10 protein-coding genes are annotated in these 13,057 nt (G+C 67.9%); 6 read left to right on the top strand and 4 right to left on the bottom strand.

Features of this window, described 5'->3' with window-relative positions; all coding sequences use genetic code 11:
- Positions 1-33 precede the first annotated feature (33 nt).
- The 3 genes from JMF86_RS22525 (at position 34) to JMF86_RS22515 (ending at position 2,486) form a co-directional block, all read left to right on the top strand.
- Positions 34-753, top strand: a complete 720-nt coding sequence (locus JMF86_RS22525; protein WP_011548056.1) for an SDR family oxidoreductase — start codon at positions 34-36, stop codon at positions 751-753.
- 243 nt (positions 754-996) lie between these two features.
- Positions 997-1,332, top strand: a complete 336-nt coding sequence (locus JMF86_RS22520) for a putative quinol monooxygenase (protein WP_011548055.1) — start codon at positions 997-999, stop codon at positions 1,330-1,332.
- On the top strand, positions 1,329-2,486 hold the full coding sequence (locus tag JMF86_RS22515; RefSeq protein ID WP_011548054.1) for an iron-containing alcohol dehydrogenase: 1,158 nt from the start codon (positions 1,329-1,331) through the stop codon (positions 2,484-2,486). Before JMF86_RS22520 ends, JMF86_RS22515 begins: the two co-directional genes overlap by 4 nt.
- A gap of 36 nt (positions 2,487-2,522) precedes the next feature.
- On the opposite strand, the gene JMF86_RS22510 is transcribed toward JMF86_RS22515, so the two are convergent.
- Together JMF86_RS22510 and JMF86_RS22505 are read right to left on the bottom strand one after the other, a co-directional pair.
- Positions 2,523-3,686, bottom strand: a complete 1,164-nt coding sequence (locus JMF86_RS22510) for an MFS transporter (RefSeq protein WP_011548053.1) — start codon at positions 3,684-3,686, stop codon at positions 2,523-2,525.
- Between the two features lie 223 nt (positions 3,687-3,909).
- Positions 3,910-6,090 (bottom strand): ornithine decarboxylase, encoded by a 2,181-nt coding sequence (locus tag JMF86_RS22505; RefSeq protein WP_041489407.1) that lies wholly within the window; start codon positions 6,088-6,090, stop codon positions 3,910-3,912.
- A 508-nt stretch (positions 6,091-6,598) separates the two neighbouring features.
- Between JMF86_RS22505 and JMF86_RS22500 the strand changes: the two genes are divergently transcribed.
- Together JMF86_RS22500 and potE are read left to right on the top strand one after the other, a co-directional pair.
- The gene (locus JMF86_RS22500) at positions 6,599-8,899 is read left to right on the top strand and encodes an Orn/Lys/Arg decarboxylase N-terminal domain-containing protein (RefSeq protein ID WP_041489406.1); all 2,301 of its coding nucleotides are present in this window, start codon (positions 6,599-6,601) and stop codon (positions 8,897-8,899) included.
- A 65-nt stretch (positions 8,900-8,964) separates the two neighbouring features.
- Positions 8,965-10,350 (top strand): putrescine-ornithine antiporter, encoded by a 1,386-nt coding sequence (gene potE, locus JMF86_RS22495; RefSeq protein WP_011548049.1) that lies wholly within the window; start codon positions 8,965-8,967, stop codon positions 10,348-10,350.
- 3 nt (positions 10,351-10,353) lie between these two features.
- Here the strand turns inward: potE and JMF86_RS22490 are convergent, their stop codons facing one another.
- On the bottom strand, positions 10,354-11,262 hold the full coding sequence (locus JMF86_RS22490; RefSeq protein WP_011548048.1) for a LysR family transcriptional regulator: 909 nt from the start codon (positions 11,260-11,262) through the stop codon (positions 10,354-10,356).
- A gap of 198 nt (positions 11,263-11,460) precedes the next feature.
- Here JMF86_RS22490 and JMF86_RS22485 point away from each other — a divergent pair, with 198 nt between their 5' ends.
- Positions 11,461-12,045, top strand: coding sequence for a putative glycolipid-binding domain-containing protein (locus JMF86_RS22485; protein WP_011548047.1), 585 nt, complete (start codon positions 11,461-11,463; stop codon positions 12,043-12,045).
- 4 nt (positions 12,046-12,049) lie between these two features.
- Here JMF86_RS22485 and JMF86_RS22480 read toward each other — a convergent pair whose 3' ends face one another.
- Positions 12,050-13,042 (bottom strand): sulfonate ABC transporter substrate-binding protein, encoded by a 993-nt coding sequence (locus JMF86_RS22480; RefSeq protein WP_011548046.1) that lies wholly within the window; start codon positions 13,040-13,042, stop codon positions 12,050-12,052.
- Positions 13,043-13,057 lie beyond the last annotated feature (15 nt).

Genomic DNA, 13,057 nt, shown 5'->3' with positions numbered 1-13,057 from the left:
GCGTATCACGAAACACGGCAAAGGCGAAAAACCATGCAATCGACTGAATCGAATCGACGAAACGCCCCCGCGATCCTCCTCGTCGCGGCGTCGCGCGGCCTCGGGCTGGCGATGGCGGAGGCATTCCTGAACAAGGGCTGGCACGTGACGGGCACGGTGCGCGAAGGATCGGGACGCACGAAGCTGCACGACCTGGCCGACCGGTTCGACGGCCGGCTCGAGATCGGCACGCTCGACATCTGCGAGCCCGCGCAACTGGCCGCGCTGCGCGAGCGCCTGTCGGGCCGGCGCTTCGACATGCTGTTCGTGAATGCCGGCACGACCAACGATCCGAATGAAACGATCGGCGAAGTGACGACCGACGAATTCGTGCGCGTGATGATCACGAATGCGCTGGCGCCGATGCGCGCGATCGAGACGCTGCAGGATCTCGTGCCCGACGACGGGTTGATCGGCGCAATGTCGTCGGGGCAGGGCAGCGTCGCGAACAACGTGACCGGAATGCGCGAGGTGTATCGCGGCAGCAAGGCCGCGCTGAACCAGTTCATGCGCAGCTTCGCGGCACGTCAGGCCGATACGCGCCGCGCGCTGGCGCTGATGGCGCCCGGCTGGGTCCGCACCGAACTCGGCGGACCCGATGCACGCCTGACCATCGAGGAGAGCGTGCCGAGCCTCGTCGACGTGCTGCTGGCGAAGCGGGCGCGGCCCGGGCTCGAATACCTCGACTATCTGGGACGCACGGTGCCCTGGTAAGCAGCGTGGTGGCGCAAGCGCGCGGCGGCCGGCCGGGCTCCGGCTCGCCGCGCGCTTGCCGTGAGGGACTGGGTTCGAGGTTTTCGCGGCCGGTCGCGGCACTGCGAAGGCCGTGCCGATTCAATACAATGCAACGACGCGTCAGTGATACGGTGCCGCCTCATCGCGTTTGAATCCATCCGGTTCATCGCGGATGGGGTGCGCTCCCGTCATGACGGGCTTGTGTCGAACCTGGAGCGCAGCATGAACGAACCCTACCTGCAGGTCATCGCGCATTACTTCGCGAAGCCCGGCAACGGCGACCGCGTGATCGAACTGCTCGCGGAACTCGCGCCGGCCACGCGGGCCGAGCCGAAGAATCTCGACTACGCGTATTTCCGGTCGCCGGAGCACCCCGACCACATCGTGATTCTCGAACGCTATCGCGACGCCGACGGCCTCGACGCGCATCGGGAAACGCCGCATTTCCAGCGGATCGGAATCGGGGCGATCATGCCGTTGCTCGATCGCCGCGACGTGTCCCGCTACATGGTGCAGCCGGACACCGGCACGGCGACGCCACCGGGAGGCACCCGATGAACCCGTTTCAATTCCGTACCGTTCCGACCCAGATCGTCGAATTCGGCGCCGCGCGCCGGCTCGGCGCGCTGTTGCGCGAACGCTTTCCGGCGCTCGTGCGGCTGTGCGTCGTCACCGATGCGTTCCTGCATCGCAGCGGCGTGCTCGCGCCCGCGCTGGAGAGCCTCGCCGCGCATGGCTGGCAGGTCACCGTGATCGACGACGTGATCGCCGATCCGCCCGAGCACGTGGTGCTCGAAGCCACCGCGCGGGCCGTCGCGGCCGATGCCGAGATCGTGCTCGGGCTCGGCGGCGGCTCGTCGATGGACGTCGCGAAGCTGATCGCGGTGCTCGCGCCGGGGCAGCAGGCGCTGGCCGACATGTACGGCGTCGACAAGGTCGCGAGCGCGCGGCTGCCGCTCGTGCAGATGCCGACCACGGCCGGCACGGGCTCCGAGGTCACGGCCGTGTCGATCGTCACGGTCGGCGAGGCGCGCAAGATGGGGGTCGTGTCGCCGCATCTGTTCGCGGACGTCGCGATCCTCGACGCGGAACTCACGCTCGGCCTGCCGCGCGCGGCGACGGCCGCCACCGGCATCGACGCGATGGTGCATGCGATCGAGGCGTACACGTCCGCGCGGCTGAAGAATCCGGTGTCCGACATGCTGGCCACGCACGCGCTGACGCTGCTGTCGCGCAACCTGCTGCCCGCCTGCGACGACGGCCGGAACCGGCACGCGCGCGAAGCGATGCTGGTCGGCGCGATGTTCGCGGGGCAGGCGTTCGCGAATGCGCCGGTCGCGGCCGTGCACGCGCTGGCTTATCCCGTGGGCGGGATCTTCCATGTGCCGCACGGGCTGTCGAATGCGCTGGTGCTGCCGCACGTGCTGCGCTTCAATGCGCCGGCCGCCGCGCCGCTGTATGCGGAACTGGCGGCCATCGCCGCGCCGTCGGCCACGGGCAGCGACGAAGCGAAAACGCACGCGCTGATCGCCGAGATCGACCGGCTGATCGTCGCGACGGGCATTCCGCGCACGTTGCGGGAGGTCGGTATCGGCGAGGCCGACCTGCCGAGGATGGCGTCGGACGCAATGCTGCAGACGCGCCTGCTCGTGAACAATCCGCGCGAGGTGACCGAGGCCGACGCGCTGGAGATTTACCGGCAGGCGTGGTGATGCGGCGAGCGGGCGTGGCGCGTCGCCCGGCACGATTCAAGACGCGCGCACGGCCTGCCGAGTGGGCCGTGCCGCGACCCACGCGCATGCCAGCGCGACGGCCACCAGCACGCAGCCGGCCGACGGTGTAACGAGCAGCGCACCGTGCCCGACGAGCACGCCGCCGAGCGCCGATCCGAGCGCGACGCCCGCATGCATCGCCGATACGTTGAGGCCGACGCTCGCATCGGCCAGCGTCGGCCCGGTGTGAATCAGATAGTTCTGCACGATCGGCGAGATCGACCAGCTGATGCCGCCCCACAGCATCATCGCGGGGACGAACACGAGCGGCGACGCACCGGCCGCCGGCAGCGCGGCCATCGCAATGAGAAACACGGCAGGGCATGCGCACAGCGCGCGCGCTGCGCCGAGCCGATCCGAGCAGAACCCGCCGAGCCACGCACCGGTCACGCCGGCCATCCCGAACGCAACGTACAAGCCTTCGAGCGCCGCCGCGCCGGGCGACAGCACGGCCTGCAGATACGGCGTGAGATACGCGAACAGCGTGAAATGGCCGCCGATCATTGCGATCGACACACATTGCGCGGCGAGCAATCGCGGTTGCGACAGCACGGCGCGATACGACGGCATGCCGGGCGTGCCGGCCGCGGCAGGCGTCATGCGCGGCAGCCCACGCGCGAGCCAGATCCCGAGCGGCAGCGCGGCCACCGCGATCGACACGAACACCGCGCGCCAGCCGGCCCATTCGGCGATGCGCATCCCGATCGGCACGCCGAGCACGAGCGATGCGCTGATCCCCATGAAGACGATGCCGATCGCACGGCCGCGTTGCGACACCGGCGCGAGTTCCGCCGCGAACCGCGTCGCGACGAGGATCAGCGTCGCGCAGCTCGCGGCCATCAGCACGCGCGCGGCGAACAGGCTCGCATAGCCGGGGCTTGCGGCGGCGCACAGGTTCGCGGCCGCGAACGCGCCGAGCGCTGCGAGCAGCGCGGTGCGCCGTTCGACCCGTGCGACGAACGAGGCCGCCACCAGCGCGGCGAGCGCGAACACGGCGGAGAAGATCGTGGTGAGCTGTCCGGCAGCGGCGATCGAGACGTGAAGGCCGGCGGAGATCGCCGGCAGGATGCCGACGCAGATGTTTTCGGCAACGCCGGCCAGGAACACGGCGGCGGCCAGCAGATACACGCGAACGTCCAACGCAAACCCCTCCTGTACGCGCGATGCGACGGCGCCGGGCAGGGGCGCGGCCGCATCGGATCGAATCGACGGATGGGTTTCGACGCGAGGCTTCGGTTATCCCGGAAAGGAGGACGGTACCGCACGGTCGGAACGCGCGCAAGTGCCGGCGCGCGGTCGTGGCGGCGCCGGGCGGCGGATGCGAAGAACAGGACGGTGGGCGGCACGCCGCCGCCCACCGCGCTTACATGCGCGACGCGTCGGCGCCGGCCGCGACCACGTAGGCCGACGCCTGCTTCGTGCCGTCCGGCTTCGTCTGCAGGTACACGCCCTGGATTTCCGGCTCGAAGCCCGGCAGTGCGTTGATCCCGGCTTCGAGCGCGCGGAAGTAGTCGAGCGCCGGGCCGCCCCACGCTTCGCCGGGCACCACGCAGAAGATGCCGGGCGGATAGGGCAGCGCGCCTTCGGTCGCGATCCGGCCTTCGATGCGCTCGAGCGTGACGAGCTCGACGTTGTTGCGGATCAGCTCGGCATTCGCGGCCTGCGGCAGCATCGCCTGCTTCGGGAACTGCGCGCGCCGGAACATCTGTTTCTGCAGGTGCTTCATGTCGTGGCTGCGGTAGAAGTCGTGCATGCGCTGGCATAGCTGCCGCAGGCGCATCGTGCCGTACAGCTCCGGATATGCTTCGCACAGCGACGGAATCGCTTCGCGCAGCGGTGTGTCCTGGTCGAGATGGCGCTCGAACTGCGCGAGGTGCGCGACCAGATGCTGCAGCTTGCCGAAGCTTTCCGACGGCGTGAGCAGGAACAGGATCGTGTACAGGTCGGCCTTCTCGGGCACGACGCCGTGCTCGCGCAGGTAGCGCGCGAGGATCGGCGCCGGCGCGCCGAACGGCGCGTATTCGTGCGTGTCGCGATCGATGCCTGGCGTGGTCAGCAGCAGCTTGCACGGATCGACGAAATACTGGTCGTCCGCATAGCCTTCGAAGCCGTGCCACGTGTCGGCCGGATGGAAGCGGAAGAAACGCAGGTCGTCGACGATCTGCTCGGTCGGATAGTCGGCCCACGGGCGGCCATCGATCTCTTGCGGGACGAACGGACGGATCTGCCGGCAGGTTTTCAGCAGCAGCTTGCGCGCGTCGACGCCGTGTGCGACGCAGTCGCGCCACAGGCGCTTGCCGGCCGGGCCCGCATGCATCTGCGCGTTGACGTCGAGCGCCGCGAACATCGGGTAGAACGGGCTCGTCGACGCGTGGATCATGTACGCGTTGTTGAAGCGCCGGTGATCGCAGAAACGCTTCTGGCCTTCGATGTGGCGATCCTTCTTGTGGATCTGCGACGTCTGCGAGAAGCCGGCCTGTTGCTTGTGTACCGACTGCGTGACGAAGATGCCGGGATCGTCGGGGCCGAGCGTGAGCATCAGCGGCGAGCAGTCCTGCATCATCGGAATGAACTGCTCGTAGCCGACCCACGCCGAATCGAACAGGATGTAGTCGCACAGATGCCCGATCCGGTCGACGATTTCGCGTGCGTTGTAGATCGTGCCGTCGTAGGTGCCGAGCTGGATCACCGCGAGCCGGAACGGGCGCGGCAGGTCGGCGCGCTCGGGCGCGACGTCGCGGATCGCGTCGCGAATGCGCGCTTCGCCGAGCGCCGCGCTGTCGACGCCGCCGATGAGGCCCCACGCGTTGCGCGCGGTCTCGAGGTAGACCGGCCGCGCACCGGACAGCACGAGCGCGCCGAGGTGCACCGACTTGTGGTTGTTGCGGTCGAACAGCACGAGATCGTCGGGCGCGAGCAGCGCGCTCGTGACGACCTTGTTCGACGTCGACGTGCCGTTCAGTACGAACCAGGTCTTGTCCGCGTTGTAGATCCGTGCGGCGTTGCGCTGCGCTTCCAGCGCGGGCCCTTCGTGGATCAGCAGGTCGCCGAGCCGGACGTCCGCGTTGCAGAGGTCCGCGCGAAACAGCGTCTCGCCGAAGAAGTCGAAGAACATCCGGCCGAGCGGATGGTTCGAGAAGAACTGGCCGCCCTGATGGCCCGGGCAGTCGAATTCGACGTAGCCGCGCTGCACGTAGTCGCGCATGACCTTGAAGAACGGCGGCAGCAGGTTCTCGCTGTAGATGTCGGCGGCGGCGGAGATCTGCCGGCCGTAGTAATGGCGGCCGCCGTGCCGGAGCTGGATCACGCCGCTCGCGCGCGGCAGGACCGACGGCGGCACTTCCTGGTCGGGCTCGACCGCGACGAAGAACGGAATCGCGAAACCGGTTCTCTCGACGGTTTTCAGCACCTTTTCCGCGGCATCGATGCCGACGACGATGGCCGCGATATTCGTGAAATCGGTCTGAAATACGTCGACCTGTTCATGCGTGGTGAGAAAGGCGCCGATCAGCGCCGGCTCGACTGCGATTTTCAACAGGCTCACGCGAACTCTCCGGTAAATGACCTGAAACGGGAGCCGCATTCGCGCCGGGACGCAATCGTGAACCGATACGCGCTACAGCCGATTGAAAACGGTCCCGCGAATGCTGAATGCCGATTGCGCATTGCACCTGAAAGCCTTGCGCGGCGCGGCACGAGCGCGATGGGGCAAGGCCCGGCGCAGCCGATCGTAGCAACAAAAGCACGCGGATTCAATCGATCGGAATCAGCAATTCCATGGCGGCATGAGCATGATCAAGTCATCGGGAATTGGCGTGCTGCAGCGCACATAAAAATGATCCAATGATGAAAATCCGATTCGAAAGGGCCGATTGTTTCACCGAATCGTCGGCTTCTCATCGAAAGGCATCCATGGCATAGTCGGCTCCGAACTGGATGGCGAATCAAGCCGGAATTGCGCGCGTCTCATGCCGCTGCCCGTGACTGCTTCCCGCGTGCTCGTGAGACGAACGATACCAATCGAAGAGCAACGCAACAGCGAGGGCAACATCATGAATACTTCCGTCGGCGGCATTCGCCGTCTCGGCATGCGTGCGCTACTGGTCGACGACGAGATCGCGCAGGAAACCGCGACCGGGCGCGCGGTCCGCACGCTGAGCGCGGAGCTCGCGCAACGCGGTGTCGACGTGCTGACGGCCACGTCCGCCGACGATGCCATCGTGCTGATCCGCTCCGATCCGTCGATCCAGTGCGTGCTGCTCGACTGGGATCTCGGCGTGGACGGTCACGGGCCGTCCGAGGCGGTGGTCGACGCGATCCGGCATCGCAACGGCAGCGTGCCGATCTTCCTGCTGGCCGACCGCAGCGTCGCGTCGACGGTACCGGCCGCGGTGATGGGCAAGGTCGACGATTTCGTGTGGCTGCTCGAGGATACGGCCGACTTCATCGGCGGGCGCATTCACGCGGCGATCGAGCGCTATCGCTCGACCGTGCTGCCGCCGATGTTCGGCGCGCTCGCGAAGTTCTCGCGCGTCTACGAATACTCGTGGCATACGCCGGGCCACACCGGCGGCACCGGCTTCCTGAAATCGCCGGTCGGCCGCGCGTTCTTCGAATACTTCGGCGAATCGCTGTTCCGCTCGGACCTGTCGATCTCGGTGGGCGAACTCGGCTCGCTGCTCGACCACTCGGGCCCGATCGGCGAAAGCGAGCGCTACGCGGCGCGCGTGTTCGGTGCGCATCGCACGTATCACGTGACGAACGGCTCGTCGACGTCGAACCGCATCATCCTGATGGCGAGCGTGAGCCGCGACCAGATCGCGCTGTGCGACCGCAACTGCCACAAGTCGGCCGAGCACGCGATGACGATGTCGGGCGCGATTCCGACCTACCTCGTGCCGACGCGCAACCGCTACGGGATCATCGGGCCGATCGCGCCGGAGCGCCTCACGCAGGTGGCGATCCGCGAGGCGATCGCATCGAACCCGCTCGCGGCCGGGCTGGCCGATCGCCAGCCGAAGCACGCGATCGTCACGAACTCGACGTACGACGGTCTTTGCTACAACGTGACGCGCGTCGAGGAACTGCTCGGCGCGAGCGTCGACCGGCTGCACTTCGACGAAGCGTGGTACGGCTACGCGCGTTTCAATCCGATCTACCGCGACCGCCATGCGATGCACGGCGACCCGCGCGACCACCACAAGGATCGGCCGACGGTGTTCGCGACGCAGTCGACGCACAAGCTGCTGACCGCGCTGTCGCAGGCGTCGTACATCCACGTGCGCGACGGCCGCAGCCCGATTCCGCATGGCCAGTTCAACGAAACGTTCATGATGCACGCGTCGACGTCGCCGAACTACGCGATCATCGCGTCGAACGACGTCGCGGCCGCGATGATGGACGGCCCCGGCGGCGCCGCGCTGACGCGCGAGTCGATCGAGGAGGCCGTCGCGTTCCGGCAGATGATCGCGCGGATGAACGGCGAATTCGGCGCGAAGGGAGACTGGTTCTTCGAATGCTGGCAGCCCGACACCGTGCTCGAGGCACGCACGGGCCGCACGCTGCCGTTCCACGAAGCGCCGCCCGAGCTGCTCGCGAGCGACCCGGCGTGCTGGGTGCTGCGCCCCGGTGCGCAATGGCACGGCTTCGGCAATCTCGAGGACGGCTATTGCATGCTCGACCCGATCAAGGTGTCGATCGTCACGCCGGGCGTGGCGCCGGCCGGCGGCCTGATGCCGGTCGGTATCCCGGCGAGCGTCGTCACCGCATATCTCGATGCGCGCGGGATCGTCGTCGAGAAGACGACCGATTTCACGATCCTGTTCCTGTTCTCGATCGGTATCACGAAGGGCAAGTGGGGCTCGCTCGTCAGCGCGCTGTGCGATTTCAAGCGCGACTATGACGCGAACCTGCCGCTCGACATGGCGATTCCGTCGCTCGCGAAGGAGCATGGCGCGCGCTATGCGGGCATGGGGCTGAAGGATCTGGCCGACACGATGTTCGCGGCGATGGAGCAGCTGGGCACGACGCGCCTGATGTCGGAGGCGTTCTCGATCCTGCCGAAGCCGGAGATGAGCCCGGTGCATGCGTACGAGCACCTCGTGCAGGGCCGCGTCGAGCAGGTCACGCTCGACGAGCTGGCCGGGCGCACGGTGGCCACCGGCGTCGTGCCGTATCCGCCGGGTATTCCGCTGTTGATGCCGGGCGAGAGCGCGGGGCCGGCCGGCGGCCCGGTGCTCGGCTACCTGAAGGCGCTCGAGGCGTACGACCGGCGTTTTCCCGGATTCGCGCACGACACGCACGGCGTGGAGGTCGAGGACGGCACGTACCGTGTGTACTGCCTGACCGCCTGACACCCGACCGGGCGAACGAACGAGCGACCGGCCGCACGGCGGCCTCACATCGAAGGATCGACACCATGGAAAACGCAGCGCACCTGGCCGACGCAGCCCCGGCGGCCGCGCAGAAGCACCGGATGAACGTCTGGCAGCTCACCGTTCTCACCGCGGTCAACATGATGGGCTCCGGCATCATCCTGCTGCCGTCGAAGCTCGCGCAGGTCGGCACGATCTCGCTGCTATCGTGGATCGTCACGGCCGGCGGCTCGCTCGCGCTGGCCTATGCGTTCGCGCGCTGCGGGATGCTGAGCCGCAAGCCGGGCGGGATGGGCGGCTACGCGGAGTACGCGTTCGGCAAGGCCGGCAACTACATGGCGAACTATACGTACGGGCTGTCGCTCGTGATCGCCAACGTCGCGATCGGCGTCACGGCGGTCGGCTACGGCACCGTGCTGTTCGACGCGACGCTGTCGCCGCTGCAGACGGGCCTGTGGACGATCTTCCTGCTCGTGCTGACGACGGTCGCGAATTTCGGCGGCTCGCGCATCACCGGCCGGATCGGCGCGGTGACGGTGTGGGGCGTGATCATTCCGGTCGTCGTCGTGTCGCTGATCGGCTGGTTCTGGTTCAGCGGCGCAACCTGGGGCGCCGCGTGGAATCCGAACCACATGCCGTTCGGGCCCGCCGTCGGCAGCTCGATCGCGGTGACGCTGTGGGCGTTCCTCGGGCTCGAATCGGCGTGCGCGAACTCGGACGCCGTCGAGAATCCGGAGCGCAACGTGCCGATCGCCGTGCTCGGCGGCACGATCGCGTCGGCGATCTTCTACATCGTGTCGACCAACGTGATCGCGGGGATCGTGCCGAATGCGATTCTCGCGAAGTCGAACGCGCCGTTCGGCATCGCGTTCGCGACGATGTTCACGCCGACCGTCGGCACGATCGTCACCGCGCTGATGGTGATCGCGTGCATCGGCTCGCTGCTCGGCTGGCAGTTCACGGTCGCGCAGGTGTTCAAGAGCTCGGCGGACGTCGGCTACTTCCTGCCGGTGTTCGCCCGCGCGACGCGCACCGGCACGCCGATCGTCGGCATGGTGATCCTGCTGGTCGCGCAGGTCGCGCTGGCGCTGATGACGATCAGCCCCGAGCTGAGCAGCCAGTTCCAGAAGATCGTCGATCTCGCGGTCGTCACGAACCTGGTGCCTTACGTGATGTCGATGGCCGCGCTGATCACGATCCAGAAGGTCGCGAAGGTGCCGCCGGGCAAGGCGCTCGTGACGAACGTGATCGCGATGGTCGCGACCGCATACAGCTTCTACGCGCTGTTCAGCTCGGGCGAGCAGGCGCTGATGCTCGGCGGCCTGTGCGTGTTCCTCGGCTGGACGCTGTTCGGCTTCGTCAGCGCGCGCTTCTACCAGATGGAAGTCGACGCGCACGTGAAGGAGCCGGGGAAGTCGCTGCAGGCGTGACGGCTAGCGCTGACCTTGCGTCAGCAGCGGCGGGAGTTCGCTTTTCAGCAGATCGACGACGGCACGCACGCGCGGCGGCAGCGGCCGTTGCGCGTGCACCAGCACGTTGAGCGCGAAGTCGGGGACGTCGTAGTGCGGCAGCAGGCGCACGAGCCGGCCGTGCGCGAGCGCGTCGGCGCAAGCCGGGTGCTGGACCACGCCGATGCCGCCTCCCGCCGCGATCGTGTCGAACATCGGGCGCCAGTGGCTCGCGGTCATGACGGTGCGGATGCGTGCGTATTCGACTGCGCCGCCGTCGTGCCGCAGCGGCACCTGTTCGTTCGCGAACACGCCTTTCACGCGGATGAACGGATGGTTCGCGAGATCGGCCTTCGTATCGATCGGGCCGTGCCGCTCGAGATACGACGGCGCGGCCACGAGCATGCGGCCAACCGCGCCGAGTGCGTACGCGACGAATCCGCCATCGCCGAGCTGGCCGACCCGGATCGAAATGTCGACGCCCTCGGTGACCGGATCGACGATATCGTCGTTCAGCACGAGGTCGATGTGCAGCTTCGGATACGCGGTGCGGATCTGCATCAGCACGCCCGGCAGCACGACCTCGCCGAAACATTGCGGCGCCGCGAGCCGGATCGTGCCGTCGAGCGCATGCGCCGTCTTCGACACCGACGCAACGGCCAGCTCGGCCGCTTCGAGCAGCGCCTTGCTGCGTTCGTAGAAAATCCGGCCTTCCTCCGTGCACGCGAGGGTGCGTGCACTGCGCATCAGCAGCCGCGTGCCGAGATGCTTTTCGAGCTTCTCGATGCGCTCGCTGACGGCCGGTTGGCCCATGTCGAGATCCCGCGCCGCGCCGGACATCGTGCCGCGCTCCACGACCCTCACGTAGATGCGCATCGTCGCCAACAAGTCCATGAAGTCGCGCCTCGTGTCTTCCGGTTCGATTTTTACCGATCGACGGATGGTACCAAAGCGGTGGAGGGACGATGGTGTGCGTTGGGCCGATACTGACTATCGGCCAGTGCGTTCATGGCGCCGCCGAGGCCGCGTGCGTTCATTCGCACGGTGAGCGAAAATCGGCCTTCTTCCGCGCGACCCGACAGGAGCCCCGACATGACGCAACGCAATGAAGCCCGACGCACGCACTGCGTTGCCTGGCAGATCGTGCAGACGTGGCAGGCGGCCGAATGGTGCCGGCTCGACGCGTCGCAAACGGGCATCGCGCTGTCGGGGGCGGTGACGGGCGCGCTCGATGGCACGCCGTTCCGGATCGACTACGCGATCGCATGCGGCGCCGACTGGCTCACCCGTTCGGCGCGCGTGACGCATCGGACCGGCACGGCGCCGCCACGGCAATGGGACATCGCATGCGACGCGGGGCAGTGGACGATCGACGGCGTCGATGCCCCGATGCTCGCAGGCGCGACCGACATCGATCTCGGCTTCAGCCCGTCGACCAATACGCTGCCGATCCGGCGGCTGGGGCTCGCCGTCGGCGAATCGGCCGCGATCCGCACCGCGTGGCTGCGTTTTCCCGACTTCGACATCGTGCGCGGCGAGCAGCGCTATACGCGCACGGCGCCGCACGTGTATCGCTACGAGAGCGGCACGTATGCGGCCGACATCGAAATCGACGACGCGGGCCTCGTCACCGACTACGACGAATGGCGGCGCGTCGGCGCGGCGTCTGCGTCGTGACGGATCAGCGCGCGCTGGCGACCGACAGCTTGCCCGGAATCAGCTTCAGCGTGGTGAACGCGTCGGCGATGCTCTGCTGGTACGCGACCGTCGCGTCGGTGATCGGCTGCACGCCGTAGCCGGCGCGCTTGAGCGCGACTTCGAGCGTCGGCGCATCGAGGCCGACGAGCGGCGACAGTTGCGCGGCCACCTCGGGCACGTGATCGCGCGCCCAGCGATCGACCGCGTCGACTTCGTCGAGCAGCGCGCGCAGCACCTGCGGGTGGGCGGCCGCGTACTTGCGTGCGGCGAGGTAGTACTGCGTGTTGCGCACGAGCCCTTCGCCATTCGCGACCACGCGCGCGCCGAGCTGCCGTTCGGCGGCGGCCAGATACGGATCCCAGATCACCCACGCATCGACGCTGCGCTGCACGAACGCGGCGCGCGCGTCGGCCGGGGTCAGGTAGATCGGCTGGATGTCGGCATACGTGAGGCCCGCATGCTCGAGCGCCTTCACCAGCAGGTAATGGACGTTCGAGCCCTTGTTGAACGCGACCTTCTTGCCGCGCAGTTGCGCGAGGGTGCGGATCGGCGAATCGGGCAGCACGACGATCGCCTCGCCCTGCGGCGCGGGCGGCTCGTTGCCGATGTAGACGAAATCGACGCCCGCGGCCTGCGCGAAGATCGGCGGGGTTTCGCCGACCGTGCCCACGTCGATCGCGCCGGCGTTCAGCCCTTCGAGCAGTTGCGGGCCGGCCGGGAATTCGAGCCATTGCACCGTGACGCCCTGGCTCGCCAGACGCTTCTCGAGCGTGCCGCGCGCCTTGAGCACGACGAAGTTGCCGTATTTCTGGAAGCCGATGCGCAGCCGCGTGCCGCTGTCGTCGGCCCGGGCGGCTGCGGCCGCGAGCGGTCCGAGCGCGAGCCCGGCCAGCCCGGCGGCCGCGCCGTGCAGCCACTGGCGGCGGCGCGGGTTCACCGGGGTCGTTTCAAGGTCTGCGTGCGGTGTGTCGTTCATTAGGGCGTGTTCACG

Source organism: Burkholderia sp. E168m15 (assembly GCF_016586105.1).
In the GTDB taxonomy this organism is placed as follows: Bacteria; Pseudomonadota; Gammaproteobacteria; order Burkholderiales; family Burkholderiaceae; genus Burkholderia; species Burkholderia orbicola.
Note: the sequence above shows the minus strand (reverse complement) of the source record. Positions and strands in the feature narration are given on the sequence as shown.